General features: G+C 46.1%; 20 protein-coding genes. 1 reads left to right on the forward strand and 19 read right to left on the reverse strand.

Annotated features, from left to right (window positions below; all coding sequences use genetic code 11):
• Positions 1-5: 5 nt before the first annotated feature.
• The 16 genes from BLV33_RS13045 to BLV33_RS13115 form a co-directional block, all read right to left on the reverse strand.
• On the reverse strand, positions 6-767 hold the full coding sequence (locus BLV33_RS13045) for an SDR family NAD(P)-dependent oxidoreductase (RefSeq protein WP_090791993.1): 762 nt from the start codon (positions 765-767) through the stop codon (positions 6-8).
• A gap of 67 nt (positions 768-834) precedes the next feature.
• Entirely contained in the window at positions 835-1,818 is a 984-nt protein-coding gene (locus BLV33_RS13050; RefSeq protein ID WP_090791996.1) for a substrate-binding domain-containing protein, read from the reverse strand.
• A gap of 13 nt (positions 1,819-1,831) precedes the next feature.
• Positions 1,832-3,601 (reverse strand): cache domain-containing sensor histidine kinase, encoded by a 1,770-nt coding sequence (locus BLV33_RS13055; protein ID WP_253187058.1) that lies wholly within the window; start codon positions 3,599-3,601, stop codon positions 1,832-1,834.
• Positions 3,598-5,247 carry a response regulator gene (locus tag BLV33_RS13060; protein WP_171909137.1) on the reverse strand — a complete coding sequence of 550 codons (1,650 nt, stop codon included), beginning with the start codon at positions 5,245-5,247 and terminating at the stop codon, positions 3,598-3,600. Before BLV33_RS13060 ends, BLV33_RS13055 begins: the two co-directional genes overlap by 4 nt.
• Positions 5,248-5,334: 87 nt before the next feature.
• Positions 5,335-5,940: an SGNH/GDSL hydrolase family protein gene (locus BLV33_RS13065; RefSeq protein ID WP_090792005.1), complete on the reverse strand. Its 606-nt coding sequence runs from the start codon at positions 5,938-5,940 to the stop codon at positions 5,335-5,337.
• An 18-nt stretch (positions 5,941-5,958) separates the two neighbouring features.
• On the reverse strand, positions 5,959-6,804 hold the full coding sequence (locus tag BLV33_RS13070; RefSeq protein WP_216234752.1) for a carbohydrate ABC transporter permease: 846 nt from the start codon (positions 6,802-6,804) through the stop codon (positions 5,959-5,961).
• Positions 6,801-7,715 (reverse strand): carbohydrate ABC transporter permease, encoded by a 915-nt coding sequence (locus tag BLV33_RS13075; RefSeq protein WP_216234753.1) that lies wholly within the window; start codon positions 7,713-7,715, stop codon positions 6,801-6,803. Before BLV33_RS13075 ends, BLV33_RS13070 begins: the two co-directional genes overlap by 4 nt.
• Before the next feature lie 68 nt (positions 7,716-7,783).
• A complete protein-coding gene (locus BLV33_RS13080) occupies positions 7,784-9,163 on the reverse strand; it encodes an ABC transporter substrate-binding protein (RefSeq protein WP_090792014.1) in 1,380 nt (459 codons plus the stop codon).
• Positions 9,164-9,411: 248 nt separating this feature from the next.
• Complete coding sequence (locus BLV33_RS29345; RefSeq protein WP_171909138.1) at positions 9,412-9,570, reverse strand: hypothetical protein; 159 nt, start codon at positions 9,568-9,570, stop codon at positions 9,412-9,414.
• A gap of 325 nt (positions 9,571-9,895) precedes the next feature.
• Positions 9,896-10,738 (reverse strand): phytanoyl-CoA dioxygenase family protein, encoded by an 843-nt coding sequence (locus BLV33_RS13085; protein ID WP_171909139.1) that lies wholly within the window; start codon positions 10,736-10,738, stop codon positions 9,896-9,898.
• Between the two features lie 19 nt (positions 10,739-10,757).
• The gene (locus BLV33_RS13090) at positions 10,758-11,873 is read right to left on the reverse strand and encodes a Gfo/Idh/MocA family protein (RefSeq protein WP_216234755.1); all 1,116 of its coding nucleotides are present in this window, start codon (positions 11,871-11,873) and stop codon (positions 10,758-10,760) included.
• Between the two features lie 93 nt (positions 11,874-11,966).
• Complete coding sequence (locus BLV33_RS13095) at positions 11,967-12,803, reverse strand: carbohydrate ABC transporter permease (protein WP_090792020.1); 837 nt, start codon at positions 12,801-12,803, stop codon at positions 11,967-11,969.
• Between the two features lie 28 nt (positions 12,804-12,831).
• Entirely contained in the window at positions 12,832-13,713 is an 882-nt protein-coding gene (locus BLV33_RS13100) for a carbohydrate ABC transporter permease (protein WP_090792023.1), read from the reverse strand.
• A gap of 35 nt (positions 13,714-13,748) precedes the next feature.
• Positions 13,749-15,083, reverse strand: coding sequence for an ABC transporter substrate-binding protein (locus BLV33_RS13105; RefSeq protein ID WP_171909140.1), 1,335 nt, complete (start codon positions 15,081-15,083; stop codon positions 13,749-13,751).
• Between the two features lie 174 nt (positions 15,084-15,257).
• Positions 15,258-16,838, reverse strand: coding sequence for a response regulator transcription factor (locus tag BLV33_RS13110; RefSeq protein ID WP_253187235.1), 1,581 nt, complete (start codon positions 16,836-16,838; stop codon positions 15,258-15,260).
• 26 nt (positions 16,839-16,864) lie between these two features.
• A complete protein-coding gene (locus tag BLV33_RS13115; RefSeq protein ID WP_171909141.1) occupies positions 16,865-18,646 on the reverse strand; it encodes a sensor histidine kinase in 1,782 nt (593 codons plus the stop codon).
• A 177-nt stretch (positions 18,647-18,823) separates the two neighbouring features.
• Here BLV33_RS13115 and BLV33_RS13120 point away from each other — a divergent pair, with 177 nt between their 5' ends.
• On the forward strand, positions 18,824-19,201 hold the full coding sequence (locus tag BLV33_RS13120; protein ID WP_090792034.1) for a hypothetical protein: 378 nt from the start codon (positions 18,824-18,826) through the stop codon (positions 19,199-19,201).
• Positions 19,202-19,267: 66 nt separating this feature from the next.
• Here BLV33_RS13120 and BLV33_RS13125 read toward each other — a convergent pair whose 3' ends face one another.
• The 3 genes from BLV33_RS13125 to BLV33_RS13135 form a co-directional block, all read right to left on the reverse strand.
• On the reverse strand, positions 19,268-19,963 hold the full coding sequence (locus tag BLV33_RS13125; RefSeq protein ID WP_090792038.1) for an aspartate/glutamate racemase family protein: 696 nt from the start codon (positions 19,961-19,963) through the stop codon (positions 19,268-19,270).
• 104 nt (positions 19,964-20,067) lie between these two features.
• Complete coding sequence (locus tag BLV33_RS13130) at positions 20,068-20,781, reverse strand: class I SAM-dependent methyltransferase (RefSeq protein ID WP_171909142.1); 714 nt, start codon at positions 20,779-20,781, stop codon at positions 20,068-20,070.
• Positions 20,782-21,015: 234 nt separating this feature from the next.
• Positions 21,016-22,005, reverse strand: coding sequence for an N-acetylglucosamine kinase (locus BLV33_RS13135; protein WP_090792047.1), 990 nt, complete (start codon positions 22,003-22,005; stop codon positions 21,016-21,018).
• Between the last annotated feature and the right edge of the window lie 41 nt (positions 22,006-22,046).

Raw genomic sequence — 22,046 nt, forward strand, 5'->3', positions numbered from 1 at the left:
ATCTATTAGTAACCAAGTGAGGCTCCGCCATCGACGGGAAGAGCAACACCTGTAACGAAACCGGATTGAGCGCTTGCAAGAAACAACGCAGCTTGAGCAACCTCCTCCGAAGTTGCCGGCCGGCCAATTGGATGCATATCATTCAAAATCTGAATCGTAGCAATCGGATCCTCTTGCTCTTGAATCCAATGCTGCAGCAAGGGTGTAGAGACGCCGGCCGGACATATACAATTTACTCTGATCCCATCCGGTGCGTAGTCCAATGCTAATGCCTTCGTCAAGGCGACGATTCCGCCTTTCGTTGCGGCATAAACAGGATTCATCTTTTGCCCAACCAAACCGTTGAGAGAAGCCATGTTGACGATCGCACCGCGCGTTTTCTTTAAATGTGGAAGCGTGTGCTTGACCATGAAGAATACACTTTTCAAATTAATATTGAAGAGACGATCCCACTCATCCTCCTCCACTTCCTCTATGAACTTTGGTAAAATAACGGCTGCATTATTGACAAGTACATCGAGCTGCCCAAATCTATGTACGGTTTCTTGGATCAGCGATCGGACATCAGCATCTCTTGAAACGTCCGCTTTCACAGCTGCAACGTGATACCCGGAAGATGTTAATTCATCTGCTAGCTGCATGGCTTCCTTCTCATTCCAGTCGGCTATGATGACCGCTGCGCCTTGGGCGGCAAACAAGCGGACAATCGCTTGGCCTATGCCCGAACCGCCCCCTGTTACAATGGCTGTTTTTCCTGCTAGATTCATTGACGTTGCCTCCATTATTCAATATCATTTATCATACACGATTTATTATTTAAATAAATAATTTTTTTTACCTTTCCGCGAAAGGAAACAGCAGCTTCTGATTTTCTGCCGAGTACATATTTTGTGCCGTGATCATTTCAGATCCGATATGAATATTCCATTCAATCTCTTCCCCGTGGATGAGTCGCATCGCATTGCGAACACTAAGGTAACCGATCTGATACGGTTTCTGAACGATAAGCATCTGGATATCTCCCGCTTCCAGCATTCGGATAGAGTCCGGCGAACTGTCAAAGCCAATGATGGGTACTTTCCCGGTTAAACCCAACTCTTTGACCACTTTGACAGCACCGAGCATCGCAGACTCGTTTAAGGCAATCAACGCATCAATATCTCGTTGACTTGTTAACCTCAGTTTCAGATTTTCCGCTGGACCATCGGTATAAACCGTTTCGAACTTAAGCAAATCCGAATTCAGTACCCCCGCGTTCTGGATCCCTCTCATTCGGTCCAAATAAACAGATGAAATCTGGTTCGAATTCACAATGACAATACGCGTTGCTTCCGGCGACAAGGAAAGAACGCTTTGAGTGGCATTGCGGCCGGCTTCTACATGGTCTGTGGCAATAATTCCACTAGACATATCCCCGCTGATCGGAGAATTGAATGTAATCAATGGAATTCCTTTTTGCCGAATTGCTTTCTCTGTTTCGACCATTCTCTCGGAATCGACCGGCGACAACAGTATGGCCTGCGGTAATGGACCATATTGAATAATTGAATGGATCACGTTCATCTGATCCTGAGCGTCACGGTCTGAACGCGGCCCAATGATTTCGAGCAATGCCCCGCTTTCTTTAGCCGCTACTTTGGCCCCATCAATCAGTGCCTGCCAGAATTCCATGTTCGGATCGCTAGTTTTCGTCACGATGGCGATCTTCACAAGCCCATTGTCGTTTGGCTTCATGAATAACCATTTATAAGGAAAATAAGCGATAATCATGACAAATAAAAGTCCGATTAATAAAGTAACCGAGTTCCTCTTCAGCACATTCTATCCACCTCTACTCCAGAATAGGGTAACAAATAGACACTTCGGTTCCGCGATCCATTTCACTCTTAAAAGTTAAACCGTAAGGTTCGCCGAAATAAATACGCAATCTTTCATGAACATTGGAAAGCCCGACGCCTTTATTCGCTGGTTTATCTCTTTGCATCGCGTCTCCTGCTAAAATCCGATTAATTCGCTCGGCATCCATGCCCACTCCATTGTCTTGTACCTTCAATACGATGCATCCCTCTAGTTTGCTGCCTGTAATCCGAATTAAGCCGGTTCCGGATTTATTCTTGATCCCGTGATAAATGCAGTTTTCCACAAGCGGTTGCAAAATGAGCTTCAACGATTTCTTGGTCAAGATGTCCTCGTCGACTTCAATTTGAAAATCCAGCTTAGCCTTATAACGCATTTTTTGAATCGTAAGATAATGGGTGATGTGTTCCAATTCCTCCCGAATGGGAATGAGTTCGCTTCCCTTACCGATGCTTGCCCTCAGCAAATTTCCCAAAGCCACGGTCATAAGCACAACCTCTTCGGATTTTTTACGCTCTGCCATCCAGACGATCGAATCGAGCGAGTTATATAAAAAATGCGGATTGATTTGCGCCTGAAGCGCCCGCATTTCGCTTTTTCGTTTGATTTCCTGCTCGACGACAATTTGATTCATCAGTTCTTTAATTTTTCGAGTCATCAAATTGAAGCGTTTGCTTAATTTACCGATTTCATTGCTTTCGGTAATATCCGATCGAACATCAAAATTGCCCTGCTCGATTTCTTTCATATAGGATTCAAGCCGCTTGATCGGTCTTGAAAGCCGGTAAGAAATCACGATAGCCAGGACCAGACCGACCACCATACAGATACTTCCCCAGAACAAAAAGGAAAACTTCATTTTCTCTTTATTGCTCGCCAATTCATCCAGATAATTAACACCGATGATTTTCCAGCCGAATCCCGTATTCTTGATCGTATACAGCCGGCTGTCACGGCCTTCATCCGTCGCAAAGCTGCCTTCATCCTTGTCAAGGACCTGTTTAATCCTCTCGGTTTTATAATCGCTGTTCAAGATCATCTGCTGTGGATGATAGACCACCTCTCCATTTTGATCGACGATGAACAGATAGCCTCGTTTTCCGACTCGAATATCGCTGCAGATATCGTGAATGACGTCAAAATTCATATCAATAAGAAAAACTCCTAGGCTTTGTCCGACACCCGCGCTGCGAATTTCTCTGCTGAAGGAAACGACCCAGCGATGTTCATTCTCATAAAAATTTTGAACATGAGGGGCCGAAATCACCAACAGCCCTCCCGCATCCTTCGCACCTTGAAACCAGGTTTGTCGTTTGACGTCGAGCGGAGACTTTAACATCCCGTTTAATTTATCGGTTACGATAAAGGAGCCTTGGTTATTCGCGAGCATAAGGGAAGCTATATCTTTACGGGAGCTTAGCACCGATGAAAAAAAATTCTGGATCGGTATCCGATATTCTTCCTGACTGGAAACCTGCTGTTGACTCATAGCCTGCATGTAGGCTCTGATATCCGCATTGTTCAGCGCCATAAGCGAAATATATTCCATGCTGATGATATTCGCTTTAATATTCCGGTTCACTTGATCGATAATTTGTATCGTAGAATCTTGCGATTTCTTCGTTAAATCGTCGACGGACAAGTTATACGAGATCAAGCTCATGATCAGCGTCGTAAATAAAATCAGCCAAAAAAATGCGGCGGCGATGCTAGACTGGATTTTGGTAAAAGCAAACCGTCTCAAGCCCCCCCTCCCCCGATCACTCGGTAAGGATCAGCCATCATCATCTCACGATAGTCAGTCGGAGACATGCCCGTATTTTTCTTGAACAGGAGACTGAAGTAGTGAGGGTCCCGGTAGCCGGTCCGTTCTGCGATTTCAAATGCCTTTAACCCGGATAGCTTCAGCAGTTCTTTCGCTTTATCGACTCGCGTGCGGGTCAGATACTCAATAAAGGTTTGCCCGGTATGCGTCTTAAATACGACGCCCAAATAACTCGGACTGATTTGAACATGCCGGCACACCTCTTGCAGTGACAATGCTTCGTCGGAATAATGAGATTTGATATACTGTTCCGCTGCCAGCACCTTTAACCTGGTTTGGTCTATTCGTATGTTTGACAATTCATCCATCACTTGCCGGCAGGTCGTCTTGAGCCAAGCTCCAATATCATCCAACGTTTTCATGGCATTCCATCCGGAGAACAGATCGGTCGATTGGAATAAAGAAAACTCCGCCCGCTCTCCGCCTAATTCATCCATCATATCCAGCAGCGCTACGTGAAATTTTTGCAAATAAAGATGACATTTGGGCATTGGCGTTAACGACCGCTTAAAGTAGAGCATCCACTCTTCGATGATGGACTCTATTTCATGGCTTGAGCTTGTCCTTAAACAGCGAAGCAGCTTTTTTTCCCACTCCGGATAACCGTCCGTTTCCGTTGGGACCATTCCTCCAAAATCCGCAATCGATATGACTTTGTTCTTGCCAAGCAAAAAGCGATAATCTATGGCGGCCATCGCTTTTTGACAAGAGCTCGCAATTTCCAGCAAAGTGCTGCAGGTTGTTCCTATGCCGACAGTAACTGTAAATTTGAGATATCGTTCCATGCATTGCCGCGTTTCCTCTGCTAACTGCTGAACGAAATAGTAAGCGCTATCATCAGCTTCACATGACAGAATGACGACTATTTGTTCATCCCGAGATCGAAATGCGATACCTCGTTCAGGTTTCACCATGATTTCTTCTACAATGTTATAAACCGCAAAGCGAAGAAGTTCTTGCTCCATGACGGATATGGATCGGTTTCGGCTGCCGAAATCGTCGATATCGACCACGATCGCCATATAACAAGGCCCCACCAAACGAATGTCAAAAAAATCGAGCTTTTCCTCGAGTTCTGTCCGGCTTATGCTGGTTGTGACCAGCTTTTCTAAAAACTTTTCTTTTAATAGCGGCAAGCTTTGATTCAACTGCATTTTCAATCGCTGAATATCTTCTTTCTGTTTATAATCCTCATCCATTTCCAGCTTGACTTTATCGAGCAGATTGCGCAATTGCCCCGCCGAGAACGGCTTAAGCAAATAGTCGTATACGTTCAGTTGAATCGCTCGCTGCGCGTATTCAAAATCATCATACCCTGTTAATAGGATTAACCGGGTAAACGGAGAAATATGTTTTATTCTTTCCGCTAACTCCAACCCATCCAGAAATGGCATGCAAATATCCGTCAGTATGACATCCGGAACATTCGCTCCAGACGCCTCAAGCGCCTCCCGGCCGTTCTCGTAACCTCCAATAAACTGGAATCCATGATCTTCCCATTGAATCAGTTCTTCGATCCCTTCACGAATTTCCGCCTCATCGTCCACAATCATGATTTTGTACAAAAGATCACTCCGCACTTTTTCCGAGAATTTCCCTGTTTTCAAACAATAATAGTCTACTTCCCCCGTCATTGTAAAGAAGGAAGTAGGCTATATTGATCGTATGATTTTTGCTACAATTTCTGCTTGTGCTTTCTCGCCTGTGTCATTATAATGATACCCGTCATCTACGCGATACTCATTTTTCCCTAGCATTGGCGTATATAAGTCATTCATCTTCACCTTATATTTGTGGGCTAAATGCTCCATCGCTTTATTTCGCTCTATAACCTTATTATTTAATTCAGCATCTAATTCGGTCGGAAAGTTCGGTTTAGTCACTGGTGTTGAGAGTGCTAAAATTAGCTTTGAAGAATCGAAATGGTTCAAAATATGTTGAATGACCTTCTCCAAATGAAATTCATATTCATCTGCTGACAAGTGCCAACCGTGGAGTCCATTATTAAAATGAATACCCTGATAGTTCATATTTTGTTGCAAAAGCATGTAATCCAATTCAGCAATGTAAGCCGGATTATCCAACGCCCTTGAAGAAGCAAGCTGATCTGCAAATATATCGCCTTGAAGCAGTTCATTCACATAGGGACGATAAGCTCTAGTAATCGAATCTCCTACCAGCAACACTCTCTTGTTATCTTGTCGAGGTGCTTCTTGCCACCAAAAATCACACCATTCATACTGCTCAAGTCTTATCATCGTTTAACCCCCAGTTCATTATTTGGTTGCTCCCATTGTCAGACCGCGAATTAATAGCTTTTGCACAAGCAGCACAAAAATCGTTGTCGGAATTAACATGATGACCGCCATAGATGCCATTCCGCGCCAGTCCACAGTAAATTGCGTTGTAAAGTCAAATAAACCGACTGTGAATGGTTTCGAAGCAACGGTACGTGACAGCATACTGGAAATTTGAAACTCTCCCCAAGTGGTGAGAAAAGTGAAAATACCCGCTGCTGCCAGTCCCGGATAGGTTAATGGAAGCAGCACTTTAAAAAAGCTTCCCCAACGTGTGCAGCCATCAATAAAAGAAGCTTCATCCAATTCCAACGAGATTTCCTTGAAAAAGCCCTGCATTAACCATGTAGTAAATGGAATATTCATCACCGTATAAGCCAGCGTTAAACCGCTAATTTTGTCCAGTAAACCCAAACGGGAGAAAACAATAAAAAGCGGCAAGCTTAAGGCCACACCTGGAATCGCCCGTGCCAGCATCATCCCTAGAAAGAGACTGTTCAATGTTTTTGATTGATGTCTAGAAAAATAATATCCAGCCAATGTACCGATCATTAAGGCAATTAGCGTGCTGAAGACAGTAACCATAACCGTATTTGTGAAATAATCCATAAATGGAATTGACCCCGTAGAGGTATTTCCACCGAACAATTTGGAGAATGATTCGAGTGTGATTTCACTAGGGATCCATACAGGTGGAGTTGTGTTAATTTCTTTATCAGGCCGAACTGAGGTGAGCACGATCCAAATCGCAGGAATAGCAAATAGGCTTAGCAGCAAATAGGTCGTCAGATAATGTAACGTCTTAATAACTTTCTTCTTTTTCAACCTAATCCTCTCCTTGCAGCAATGAGTTGTTTATATATCATTATCGTAAAAGCAAACGATATCAGTACGCTAACGAAAGACATCGCACAACCCATGGCAAACTTGCTGTCAACAATGCTTAATCGGGTTACATAAGTCCATATTAATTCTGTCCGCTGCGCTGGCCCGCCATTTGTCATTATTTTCACTAAATCATAAGCACGGCTTATATCCAAAGATCGAATCGCCATGGCAATAAGTATATACGGCATTAACATTGGACGTGTGATGTAGTAAAATTTTTGGATTCCGGTTGCTCCGTCAATATCTGCCGCTTCAAACGGTTCTTTCGGTAAAGACATCATACCTGCCAGAAGAATGATCGCCATAAAAGGTGTACCCATCCAAAGCTCTGCAATCAGAATGGATATAAATCCGTAAGGCTGATCAATCAGCCATGGAATCTGATGCAGCTGCCCTGTTAATGAATATAATAGATTGTTCAACAAACCAGCTTGATCGTTAAAAATCCATTTAAATTGAAAGCCTACCAGAATTGGCGGAAACATCATCGGAACCATGACGATGGTTCTTAACAACGATTCGCCCTTTAATGGCTTTGACAATAGAAGAGCAATAAACAACCCAAACAACAATTCCAGGTTTACAGTAAGTGTCATCAATATAAAGGTACGTACGAAAGAGCTGATAAACACCTTATCTTTAAACAGCCCGATATAATTACCAATGCCTATAAACCTTGAATTTTTCGCATTCAAAAGATTAAAGTCCGTCAAACTTAAATAAAAACTATACAACATTGGAACCACAACAACAATTAAGATCAGTAAGATTGCCGGTCCTATAAACAAGCCCATAAACAGCCATTTACTTTCTCTCATCATATCCAATAAAGTTCTTTTTCCAGCCATCATATTTTCCCCTTTATGAAAGGCGGCAAGGACATAGTGTCCTTGTCGCCCTTGTTCTTGAAGCTATCTTATTTGCTTTGACTCATCATTTTAGTAATATCTTTCGCCGCATCATCCAATCCTTGCTGCGGAGAAGTATCACCCAAAATAATTTTTTGCAAATATGGGAACAAAATGTTGGATAATGGAATCCACTCTTTAATGAGAGGAGGTGTGCGGAAATCTTCTTTTACTGCTGTATTTAAGGTATTGTAGAAATTTTTCTTACCTGCATCCCCCGCATTCGCATCAGCCAACACTTTATCCCATACGGATGTCCGTACTGGTATAGCGCCTAGCTTCGATTCATTGGTCATATTCTCTTCATTTGTCAAAAACTTCACAAGCGCCGCTGCTGCTTTCTTATTCTTGCTGGCTTTCGTCACAGAGAATCCATGTGATCCGCCCCAACCTGGATGAATTCCGCTTGGACCTGCAGGTGCGCGCATAACACTGAATTTGCCTGCTACCGTTGAGCTCTTCGGATCATTCAATGTGGAATACCAGCCCGGCCATTCCGAGTAAATCGCTACTTTGCCATTAGCAAAGTTTTTCTCGACTTCATCCCATAGGAAGTTAACCATTCCTTTAGGCATTGCCCCTGCTGCATATAAGTCACGCAAGAATTGAGCAGCTTTCAATCCACCTTCTTTATTCAGTGTAATTTTATTATCCTTATCAAAAAAGTCGCCGCCGAATGCTTGCGTAAGCTCCAAAAACCGACCTGAAATGGCTTCCTCTTTGCCAGCAAATTGCGTACCCGACATGCCGTTTCCTTGTTTGGCAAAAAACATCGAAATGTCTTTCAATTGATCTAACGTTTGCGGTGGTGCAAGATCATATTTATATTCCGTTTTAAACTTACTTTTATTGGACTCATCATTGAACAAATCAGTGCGATAATAATAAAGGCTGATGTCCGCCATACGAGGGATCATGTATAGCTTTCCATCTTTTTTACTAGCATTTAATATCGAAGGAGTAAAGTCTTTCAATTCATCCGCTGTGAATAGACTGTCAAGCGGCTCTAATGCATCTATGTACTGAGAATAAAAGCTTGTATGATCCCACATCACATCATAATCAACCGTATTTGCTGCGAAATCTATTTTCAACTTTTTATCCAGATCAAAACCGTTTCCTTTAAACACGATTTCCACCTTAGCGCCTGTTTCTTGCTCAAACTTAGGGATAGATTCATATAAAGTCTCATATGTACCCCCACCGATTAATACGGCTTTCAGCTTAACACCGTCGAAAGGCTTTTTGTTCGCTGCCGGAGTAGCCCCTACTGCCGCTGATTCTTTCGTTGCTGTCGTTTCTGCGGCTTTGTCTGTCTTAGAGCATGCCAGAACTATGGAACTAAATAACATAAGAACAATGCCCATTACAATCCATTTTTTATTCATTTGAACCCTCCCTAATTCGTATTGTTGTTCCTGTTTTTATACTACTCGAATACCCCAAAGGAGTTAATTGAATATTCCCCGCTAATGGTCTAAAATTCACCTTATTCTATAATTAAAATGGAGGTTTAAAACTAGTCAGTACTAAAAGAAGGCGATGATATTCACTCATCGCCTTCTTCTACAAGAATGTCCTTTCTATACTACACACTCCATATGCATTGAATGAGTGACGGTTTGAAGCGAATGGATTAAGCTTTTTGCATTATCAGTAATGATAATTGGTGCTTGAAACCATTCTCTTTTTTTGCCCAATGTGTTTTTAAACATTGGGCATAGGCATTTTGTTTTATTGTCAATAACGGGAAAGTTAAAATTAAAGTTAACAAGACAGAGATTATTCTTTTCATCAAAATCCCCCCTTTTCGTTAAATGAAATAAAAAAATGACCGCATTGCGATCGATTTATTTTTGTTCAACGATATAAAGTTCTTTAACTATTATTTATTATTTTAGCATGTTTTCATTAATAATTCATCGCTTTGGGGGAAGTTCAAATATTCTTCTATTTATGCGTCCGAAGCGTTGGGGCTGTTAAACTAAGCGGCGCCATACATCAACGGCCGGGTAGTGGAATCGAAAAAAGAAACGCGCTCCTGAAAGGGTGCGCGTTGCGTTCTGTATAGGGCGGCTGCCGGTCCGAAGCATGGAACAGGACTCCATGTCTGAAAGCGATTAATGAAACGGCGCAATAGCCGGATATCCGATTTTCTCGAACCGCAGCAGCTTGCGGGCGCGTTCCGAGAGCCGATCGTAGGATTCGGTCGGAATTTGAATGGTTCCGTTTTTCGGCGCGTTCGAAGCCGGCGCGTAGATCATGGCGATATTCGGCCGAGGCTGGTCCGACCGATTCGGCGTTCCCCGGTGCCACATCCGGTCATCACGGATCATGATCGAGCCTGCAGGCATGACCGCTTTGACGCTGTGCATATGTTCGGCCAGCTTCGCCTTGCTGAAGGATTTGGCGCTGTACCAGGAATCCGGCAGCAGATGCGTTCCTCCCGGCCATATTTCCATCGGGCCATTGGTTTCATCCGTGTTCACGAGCGGAATATTGACGACCAAGTTCGAAATCGGCAAATTCACCGCGCAGCGTTCGCCGAAATGCGAGCCGGTGTCGGCATGCACCGGTTGGCTGTTGCGACCCCCGGGCAGCGACGTATTGGTGGCAAAATAGTGCAGGACGAAGTCTTCTCCCAGCAAACGATCCAGTACATCCGTCACAAACGGATGCGCAATAATGGAATCGTCGATAAAGGGCTCCTCGAAGGGCAGAAACAGCCGTATATGGTTCGTACCGTCGTTAAATCCGTTGCCCGGATTGTATACTTCCTCGCGGTGCTCATCCAGATACGGCTCCAGAATCTCCATGTATCTGCGGTGAATTCGCTCTATCTTGTCCTTAGGCAATACTCGCTCAAAGACAACATATCCGTTTACTTCGATCAATTTGGCTGCCAACTCGACATTCTCCGGCAGCAACTTGCCATTGTCCAGCTCGGCGCGACTGACTTCCATATTCCTCAACCACCATTCGTTATATATTGTTCTGCAGTTCGGATAGAGGCAGCGGCTCGAACGTCGTGACAAGCTCCTGGGTGCACCCCGTCTCCGCCGCCCTGTAACCGGATTCGATAATGTCGATGACATGCCGCGCATGTTCGGCGTTGGCAACAGAAGGCACGCCTTCCAGCACCCAATCGACAAGCTGCATAATATCCTCGTACACGTGCGCTTCCCTAAGCCCGAAATGCCCGCCCGTGACGTGGGGCGTCCGGTCTCCCTCACGCTTCAAAACCTCGTCCCCGAATTTTGAACCGATGATCGCACCCCTGGTTCCGTAAATGTTGGGCGTCCATTCCGTAATGGAACCGGCAATCGTCGCATAGACGACACCGTGAAACGCATTCCCGAAGTCGATCAGCAGGATGGTCGAATCGTCCATCTCCGTCACGATTCGCTCGCTGCCAAACATATGCTCCGGAATGCCAATGCCCGAAAGGGCGGTTACGTGCTTGGCCGGGCCGACGATGCCCGTCAGTTCGTGCAGCGGATACACCGTGGCGTCGTACATTGGACCGCCACCGGGCCTACGGAAATACCAGCCGGGATTGACGTTGCTCAGCAAATCGTTTCCCGTGCGCACTTCCTCGTTCAGGTGATAAGTGCCGCTGCCCATGGCGGTGCCCGCAATGGCCCAGGACAATTGGCCGAGCGCTCCTTCCAGGCAAAGCTTGCGCTTCCTTCTCGTTTCCTGTTGAATCATTACCCCCGGGGAAGCGACGATACGCACGTTCCTTGAAGTCGCCCGTCTAATAAGATCGTCCGCCTCCGACACTTTCGTGGCCATTGTTTTATTGGAGTGGACATGCTTCCCCGCTTCGATTGCCATAACCCCTTGCTCATAATGCAGGCCGATCGGACTGCAAATGGTTACGAGGTCCACGTTCGGATCCCGCAGCAATTGTTCGTAGCTCTCGTAGCTGGCTGCCGCCCCGTACTTGGCTGCTGCCGCCGCTGCTCTGCCCGGAACGGGGTCGCATACCGCTGCAAGCCTGACTTTCTCCGCAGCATCGGGCAACCTCAGGTGAGCCATGATTCGAGTCGCGATCGCTCCCGCGCCGACAACGCCGATTCCCAGCATTTCACTCATTGTCATCAATTCCTTTGTAATGGTATGAAGTTTGGTTACCCGCCGAAAGCACGCCCCCCGCTATCCTGCGCGTTTCTGGTCCGGGAAACGGCTTTAGCCTTTGATGGCGGAACCTACCGTCAATGCGCGTTCGACCTGTTCGCTGAAGAACATGAATACGATGACCATCGGCAAACTGGCAATCGTCATGACAGCGCCCATACCACCCCAGTCCGTGCTGTATTGTCCCTGGAAAAACAACAGCCCCAGCGGCAGCGTCTTCATTGCTTCGTCGGAAATCAAAATATAGGCGAGCAAAAACTCGTTCCACGCTCCGAGAAACTGAAAGATCGCGACCGTGGCGACTGCCGGCAGTACGATCGGCACGATGATGCGGAGAAACGTCCTGTAAATGCTGGCCCCGTCCATGCACGCCGACTCCTCCAACTCAACGGGAATGCCGCGCATGAAGCCGTAGAAAACAAGCGACGAGAAGGGTAGGCCAAACGCGATATAAGGGATGATCAACGCCCCATAAGTGTTGACAAGGTGAAAATTTTTCACCAAAATCGCGAGCGGAATCATAATGACCTGCAACGGAATGAACATGCCGATGAGTATATAAATTCGCGCAGTGTTGCGCAGCTTCCACTCCATCCTGGCGATCGTATAAGAGAACATGACCGACAAAATCAGGATGCCGGCGGTACTGATCGTCGAAACGACAAGACTGTTCAAAAAGTACCGGGGAATACTGAACTGTGACCACGCATTAATGTAGTTTTCGATACGGACGTGCAGTGGAATGCCGAAAGGATTGGTGACAAATATCTCATTGTTATTTTTAAGCGAATACGACACCATCCAAAAAAGCGGATAAACGGATAACAGAAAATAAATCCACAACAGACCTTGCAGCAGCACTTGCCCGACTTTGACTCTGGCTTGCATAAGATGCCGTTTGCCCCCCTTTCCCGAATTAATACGTTATCCGTTCTTGTTGAAATAACCGGTTAATGATGACGGTGGCAAGCAGGCTCATCGCTACCAGAAATACGGAAACCGCGCATGCGTAGCCATATTCGAATTGGCTGAAAGCGTAACGATATATCATGAACGTAAGTGTGAAATTGGTCGTCCCGGGTCCGCCGTTCGTCATGATCAGCATCTGAACGAACGCCCCGATACCAGAAGTGATCGCCACAATTAGACAAAACTTGTACGTTTCCAACATCAGCGGAATCGTTATTTTGCGGTGCGCCGTCCACCTGGTGCAGCCGTCAATTATGGCGGCCTCCATATATTGCTCTGGAATCGACTTGATTCCCGCGTAAAGAAGACTGAATTGATAGCCCATATACTGCCAGGCGTTCACAAATGCGATCGCGATAATCGAGACGGAAGGTGACGTAAGCCAGTTTTGCCGATAAGGTATGCCCAGCACCTGGAACAGCTTGTTGATCAGCCCGTTGGTTGGGTCGTAGATGGCGATCCATAGCTGGCAGACAACCGTAACGGACAACACAACCGGAATGAAATAGCCCACCTTCAGTATTTTTCTCCCCTTGATTTTGGGATCGGCACAGACCAGAGCGAGCACAGTCCCAAGCCCAATCTGAAAGAAGACCAGCACAAGAGCGAACAATCCGCCATTCTTGAGCGAGGTCAGGAGCAGCGGATCATTAAATAGCGTGACATAGTTTCTTAGGCCGGTGAAGGTTCCCTTCCCGATACCATCCCACTCAAAAAAACTACGGTACAAGCTTTGGGCCACAGGATAGGCGACGACAATTGTGTAAAGCAAAAGAGCCGGCAGGGCGAGCGCAGCGATCGCCCATTTATTGCCGAAATAATTCCTCATCGAGCTTCATTCCAATCTCTATGGAAAATTCGCCGTTACTTGTTGGCCTCGCTAAGAACCCTATTCATATTTTTAATAAAGTCCTGATCGCTGAAGCCTTTGACGACTAAATTTTGCGTGTTGTCATCGAGAGCCGTATTGATCTTGATATTTTCATTCAGCTTAGCGAAACCTTTGACGTTAGGCAGCGTTTCTTTGATAAGCCGCTGCATCATCGGAGGTGGAGTGACGGAGACCGGCTTATCCACCTTCACAGAGACAATCGGATTGCCGAGCTGCGAATATTTGTATTCCGCATATTTCCGGGCAAGTAAAGCAGCAACTTTGATCGCGGTTTCTTTGTTTTTGCTCGTCGCCGATATGGAGAAGCCCCCGGGCTCGCCCGAACCGTCCATATAAAACTTCTTGGCTTCGTACGTCGCTTCGTCTTTCGCCGGCCAATACATCCAGTCAACGTTGGCTCCCAAATTCTTATCCGCGCTGTAGATTTCCCACTGGCCGTTGACGAACATCGCCGCCTTGCCCGTATAGAACAGGGAGGACGCCTGGTCGTAGTTGGTGTTCGTGGCATTGGGATCGAACAATCCGGCTTGATTCAATTCGCTGAACTGCTTTGCTGCGAGCTTGAACGCCTCCGGAAGCTCAGCTCCCTTCAGAGCGGCGTATCCATTCGGCTCTTCTCTCGTCACAAGACCTTTGTAGAACGAGTTTCCGATCCACTTCTCCTTGGAGAAGATCGACACTGGTACAATGCCCTTAGCTTTGAATTTGGCGCTTGCATCTTTCCATTGATCGATTGTCTTGATCGGCGCCTGCACGCCCGCATCGGCAAAAAGCTTCTTGTTGTAATAAAGAATTTGGAATTCGATTCCGGCAAACGGATAAGCGTAAATATGCCCGTCAGGGGCAACCAACACCGGCTCGTTCCCGGGATTCAAATCTTTCTTGAAGTCCGCCGTCGGCGCGGCATTGTCCAGCAGTTCGATGTTTTTCGATGCGGAGAACGCCTTTAAATCAGTGAATCCCGCCTGAAATATATCCGGCATATTGCCCGAAGCGGCGTAAGTTCTCAGCTTTTGCCCGTTATCCTGCATGGCCGGGTCCAGCTCCAGCTCGACGTTCGGCATCGCCTTTTTCAGCTCCGCTACGGCGTAGTCGTAAGGCTTCTTCGTATCATCGTCGAAATATTGGGCGTAGATCTTCAGCTTAATCGGCAGATCCTTCACAGCCGGGCTGGCGGTTCCGCCCGTGTTGGCCGGTGCTTTAGTCCCCCCATCCGAAGTCTGCGTTCCATTGCCGCACGCGGTCAAAGAGAATGTGAACAGCAAAGCGGCGGCAATTGTCAATGCCTTGAAACGTTTTTCTTTCAATCAGAACCCTTCTTTCTCTTATATGGAATTGTAGAAGCGGTAATACCGCAGATTGCAAGCGGTTTCAAGATGTTGTTTTTATTATAAAATTTCAGGGAAAGGGAGAGAATGCAATAATCGGGACGAATCGGTACAAAACGGGACATCTCGTGAAATATTTCCGCTGTCGGGACGTCAGCGCCGTTTCCTCTGCTCGTAAACGGACGGCGTGACGCCGAAATGCTTCTTGAAGCGTTTGCTGAAATAGTTGGCGTCGCTGTAACCGACCCGCTCCGCAACATCAGACAGCTTCAGCTTGCTTCCGATCATCAGTTCCTTCGCCTTCTGCAAGCGAACGTAGGTCAAGTAATCGGAAGCGGGCATGCCGGCTTCCTTTTTGAATATTTTCCGCAAATAGCTGGCATCGATATAGAGCCGTCCAGCGATCGCCTCAACCGTTAAATCGGAATCGGCATAACGGTCGTGGATGATTTGCTTCGCCGCCTCGTATAGCTTTAACGATTTCGACGGACGGCTGTCGTAGGCCGCATCTAACACACGGCGGAACAACGCCTTCAGCCAGTCCTGGCATTGCTCGATCGTCGACATTCGCTCAAGCTCCCGGTACGGTGAGAACTCGGGGCCAAACAGATCGCCGATCGCAATTCCTGATTCGTTGGCGAACGATAGACCAATCGAGACGAAACCCATAAGTCCGGTCAAGGCTGTATCGACGGCGGCGCGGGTTTTGCCAAGGTAGGCGAAAACCTGGTCAAGCAATTCCTCGACAGCGTCCCCTTCCTTCATCCGCAAGCTGTAGATAAGCATCTCCTGCAGCTCTACGGAGAATAATTCGAACAGGCTCGGGTTGCTTCCCAGCCGTTCGTGCCAAATGACCCGACCTTGACCGGCCGTCATTTTATTCTGGATGGCGGTCAGGGCATCCCGGTACGACAGGCGCAGCTCCATACCATCGCTTGAGAATCTGCCGAGTCCCGTCGTGACCGTAAATTTGAAGTGATGTTCGACCAGCCGACCAAGCCGTTCGAAAGCCTGCCCGTCAAAGGCCAGCCCTTCTTCATGGTCGTCGAAGGCGATAATGGAGACAGTCCGCCCCTCGGCATCGTGGAACAGCACATGCTCGCCGCTGACGGCGACAAGCTCCTGAAGCATATTCTCAACCGCATATCTCCAAAGCGACGCTTCTGCCGGATCATCCATGCTGCGCAAATGGTCGATTACCGTTACGGCTACCCGGTAATGACGCTGCGGAATAGGGATCCGAAGCCGCACCATGGCGGCTTCGGCGTCCTCCCTCTTCATGTCGAAATCCTGGCTGATCAGCTTTAGCAAAAAGCTTTCCCGCAACAAGGCGAACTGATCCCGCGAGTTGGCCCGCTCCTCGCGCTGGGCTTTCATAAAGCTCCTCACCTTGTTCAGTGTCACCATAAATTCTTCCTCGTCGAAAGGCTTCAGCAAATAATCTTTCACGCCGATCCGGATGGCCCGGCGCGCGTATTCGAACTCGTTATGGCCGGTCACCAGTACGATCGAAATATCGGGATAACACAGCTTCAATTGCTCGGACAAGGCAAGCCCGTCCATATAGGGCATATTGATATCTACCAGCGCTATATCCGGCCGATGCGCCTTCGCCTGCTCCAGCGCCTCGATACCGTGGCGGGCTTCGCACACGACCGACATATCGAGCGCCTTCCAGTTGAACTTCTTTTGAATATATTCCCGAAACAACGGCTCATCATCCACAACCATCACGCTATACAACGCGATTCCTCCTTCGTTCAACCCGGCAGCCTTATTCTGACTTCGGTGCCTTCATGCTCCCTGCTGCTGATCGTAACCCCATATTCGTTCCCGAAATAAAGCCGGATTCGTTCATGCACGCTGAATATGCCGAAGGACACAGGCTTGTCGTCGCTTGACCACCGGCTCCAGATTTCCCGCAGCTTGCTCTCCGGCATGCCGACACCGTCATCGCTGACGACGATCGTCACCGCCTGTTGGTCCCGGAAGCCCCCGATATCAATATGACCCAGGCTTCCTTTCGTCTTCAACCCGTGATAGATGGCATTCTCCACCAGCGGCTGGATCGACAATTTCGGAATGACCGACCTCATCACATCCTGTGGCACATCGATATCGAAATCGAATACGTCGGAATAGCGGGCGCGCTGGATCGACAAATAATCTTTGGCATTTTTGATTTCCTCGCCAACGGTTATCATCTCGCTGCCCTTGCTTAGCGCGACGCGATAAAAATCCGCCAGCGCCTTGGCCGTGTCCCGGGCCTCTCCGCTTCGGTCGAGATCGTTCAGCAAATAAATCAAATCGAGCGTGTTGTACAAAAAATGCGGCTTGATCTGGGCGTGAATGAGCGCCAGCTCGTATTCCTTTTTTCTTTTCTGCTCCGCTTCCACCCGCTGGAGCAACTCCTTCATTCGAGCAATCATAGAGTTGAACACGGACGCCAGCATGCCAATTTCGTCGGCCGTTTGGATATGCGCCAATACATTCAACTCGACTTCCTTCACCTGGCGCATCGCCTTTGCCAGCTTCTGCAGCGGGCTGACGATGACCCTCGACAGGATGCTTGCGCCGAGCAGGGCGAAGACAAGGCAGATCGATCCAATAATGACTGTCATTCGGATGTTTTTGCGGATATCCGCTGTAATCGCCTGCTCAGGAACGATATTGACGAGCTTCCAGCCCATTTTGGCGTAACCGACGCTTGTAACCAGATTGGTGCCAGTCTGCGTATGCGCGATTTCCGAGAAGGAATCCCTCGATAAGATAAGCTTTCGCAAAGCTTCGTCCTGCAGCGGCTTCATCAGCTCCGATTTGTAGGAAGACGAGATGACCGTACCTTGGCTGTCGATAATGCGGTAATGCTCCTTCGGGTAAGACACCATTTTGGCGTAAACGGATGAAAGCTCGCTTTCTTTAATATTAACAATCAGGATTCCGTACGGGAGGCAGTACTTCAGATCGATGATCTGCTTACCGATCGACAGCACCGGAACGTCGGGATCGGTCACCAAAAAATCGCGATGTTGCATGGGAAACCAGTTATTGACGCCGTAGCCCGGCAACTCGCCGATATGGATCAGCAATTCGCTGCCGAATATTTTCACGTCATTATCTTTTTCCGGAAAATAGGACGTATACAGCTTCCCCCGCGAATCGATAAACGCGACCGAATCGACGTCCGGAAAATTAAACAGCTCGAGATCGAACATGGTCTGAATTCGCATGCGCCGCTGATTTTCTTCAATGGGATTGTCCGACGGGGCATAATTTTGGTAAATATGGTCGAAATTCTCCATTATAATATTTGCACTGCTCTCTGAGTTGCGAATCATCGAATCGATGCGGGTCAAAATCAAGGCCGACTCGTCCAGCACATTCTGCTTCGTTTTACCGATCAGTGAGCTGGTGAACATATGGCTTGTAAAATACCCCAGTGTAAATAGCGGGATGATGATCAGCGGGAAAAAGACGACAATAATTTTGTTGCGGATAAGCAGTCTCCGAAATGGCACTGCCAGCAGCGATCTTATCTTCATCCGACCCATCCTCTATTTGCCATGGCGCTTGAACCCCCTTCGTGCAGCCCGAAAATAAAGCGCTTCCATGCTATTGATAACAACAATATACCACATCTTTGAAAAGTGATACATTTTTCCTTTTTTTGTATAAGTAGAAGTTTAAGGGAGGTTGGGTGCTTAAAGAATAAGTTTGTTATGGGGCCCAAGCAGCTTGATAAAAAATGGTTTATTACTGATTCTTCCAAGGTTTATTTTGAGGTCGAAACATCTCAGGAATCTGTTATCAGCCAATTTCATGCGATTAGCGGCTTTTGGAATTTTAATTTATTGCATCCCGAAAAAATGTCCGCAAAGGCTCAAATCAATGTCTTGTCCGAAGAATCTGGGAATTCAGGTGAAGCCCTTTACGAAGACGGTTTATTGAAATTGAAGGGCGTTACTACAGTGAAATTTTCCGATTTTGGATTGACTAATCCACATTTGATAACATTACAAACCCAGGAAGAGATCAAAATTATTTTACAGCTGGAGTTAAGCGATATGGAACCTGTTCCGAACCCCGCACCTTCTTGATGCGAAGACCAAATTAACTTATTTGATTTCGTTGCAAAAGGGAGATACCTGAACCAGCCACATCTTTTAATCTTTCAGAGCAAAATCTACTGCATATTCAGCATGGATTTTCGTTGTATCGAATACAGGAACCATACAATCCAGTTGAGAAATTAATAAGGTGATTTCTGTACAGCCAAGGATTACGGCTTCTACCCCATCTTGGATAAGACTATTAATTATCTCTAAGTAGGATTGTTTAGAATTTTCTTTAATAATTCCGAGACAAAGTTCCTGATAGATGATATCATGTACAATCTTCCTTGCTGCTTCATTTGGAACGATAACTTCAAGTCCAAATTTTTCAATAAGTCTGCCTTTGTAAAAATCTTGTTCCATAGTAAACGCGGTACCAAGTAAAGCGACTTTTTTAATTCTACACTTAACAATTTCATTTGCCGTTGCATCAGCTATATGTAATAACGGTATTGATATTGATTCTTCTACTTCTTTTGCCATCTTGTGCATCGTATTCGTGCATATGATAATGAAATCTGAACCACCAGATTCGAGTTTTTGTGCTGAATCAATCATGATTTTTGTGGCTTCATCCCATTTCCCTTCATGTTGAAGAGTCTTGATATCATGAAAATCCACCGAATACATGAGACTTTTTGCGGAATGGTACCCGCCTAATTTTTCCTTTACACGCTGATTGATGATTTGGTAATAAAGCAAGGATGACTCCCAACTCATTCCACCTATTAGCCCAATCGTTTTCATAGATAAACACCTCAAAAATAACTATTTACTACATAATAACAGAAACAGGGCTTGTGCCACGAAAATCGGTTTCTACTGTGTAAACCCCATACTTTAGTAAACCCTTAATTCTTTTTCCATAGAGATGCCCACAAAAATGATTTACCGAATAGCTGTCCTTCTGGATATTCAGTCATATATCTTATATCCATTAATTCAAATCTGTCGGACATGATCTCAATTAACTTTTCTCGACTATACGCGAATCCCCCAAGTATCCGCCGATTCTTATACACCTCATAATCGGATACTTCACTTGCTCCACCGATATCTTCAAAGCCTGTTGCGAAACAAATTAAACCGAAGCAGGAGCCTCGCTTTAAAGCCTCGTATACTAAGTCTAGATATTGAATTCTGCAGTGTGGTAACAAATGATGCAGCAATCCAGAATCATAAACAAAATCATATGTGTTATTTTCAATATCGAAATCAAGCACATTTTTACATTGAAAGTTTATTTTAATATTATGTTTCTCCGCATTTTTTAGAGCGTACTTAATAGCTGTGTCAGAGATATCTACAGCATCTACGTGAAACCCCTGTTGTGCCAAAAATATGGCATTACGTCCTTCCCCACAACCGAACTCTAATACTTTCTTAGCACTGATCATATTTTTATGAACATATTGAACCAAATTTTCATCAGGATATTCAGTTAAAAAGGACATATACTCGGGCCTGTCTTGATAAATAGAATTCCAATACTCAGTTGGGTTGCTGAACAGACTATCCAGCATTACATAAATATCATCGATACTTTTAATGGGCTCGCTGTTCATCATACTGCTCCTTAGATTAATCATTATTAAATTGTTCTAATGAGTGGAGGTGTTATTCAACCCCCATTTTATCCCTTACGCGGTTTGAATTGATTGATAGTGTTGAAATTAGCTTTTTTTCGTTAGTCCTCTTTCCTTTAACGTTAAAACTGCCAATTAACGCAGTTAGGCTACCAGATCTATGACGCGGCAGCCTACTATTATAATCGGTGAAGGATCCGAATGCTTGTTGGTTTATTTATGACGAGATTGGGGATGCAAGACAAGGTTCTCAAGCAATTGTGGGGTAATGATGATGCCAAGCTGCTTTAGAGCCATTAAAACCGCACCAGCTACTGGTGAGAAGGCGGGAGAAACGATGCGGTACCTTTTATTGTTACCCTCCTTCATTCGGGAGGCCAGTTGCTGTTGAAAATATTCGCTGTTGACCACACTTCCTATCAATGCTACCTTGACTTCCGGTTCTGAGAAATAAGAAGCAAGAATCTCCACACCCACCATAATCTGATGTAAAGCACGATTACAGACAGTTTGTGCCAATGTACTACGCTGCAGGGCGGATTCGGTAATGGTCGGGGCCAATTCAGCAAACTTTCGATTGCGCTCTCTTTGATCGGTGATGAAGCCTTTCAACGCAAGTTGTGACAGTTCTTCTACCGAGGATACCCCCCAGAATTGTAACATGGACTGGACCAATAGTTGGTCGTTTTCCTGTACATTGCCGGCAAGTAACTCATAAATTGCATCATAAGCCAAGAATCGGGCTGCGCTGGCAGCATATTGATGTAGATCATAGTTCCTGATCTGCTTCCCGTCCTCTGTTACGGCAAAAATGATAGAACCTGTACCTGAAATAACGATTACCCCGGGTTCCGAAAGCAGGGCACCGCTATGCGCAACCACTGCGTCATTGACATGCTGCTTTACACAAATAAGTCCTGGAAGGTCAGTGAGAGGTTCTACCCAATTCAAGTCGGCTTTGGTATCGAAACCTGCAATCCCCGCATAAAGAGTCGCCACGTCACTTACATTTTTCTCCGACTCATGCAGAGCCTGTTCAAGTGCCTGACACACATTTTCTCTCGCTTGCAAATCCTTATGTATTGAGGATGCACCTCTTTCAATGTAAGAAAGGATCCTCCCTTCAGTATCTGCTACCATGACTCGGGTATGGGTTCCCCCACCGTCAATTCCGACCACGACTCGATTTTTATAGTTCTCCATTTCTCAATACTTATCTCCTCTCAGCAGCAAAATGCAATAAG

It is taken from the genome of Paenibacillus sp. GP183 (assembly GCF_900104695.1).
GTDB lineage: Bacteria > Bacillota > Bacilli > Paenibacillales > NBRC-103111 > Paenibacillus_AI.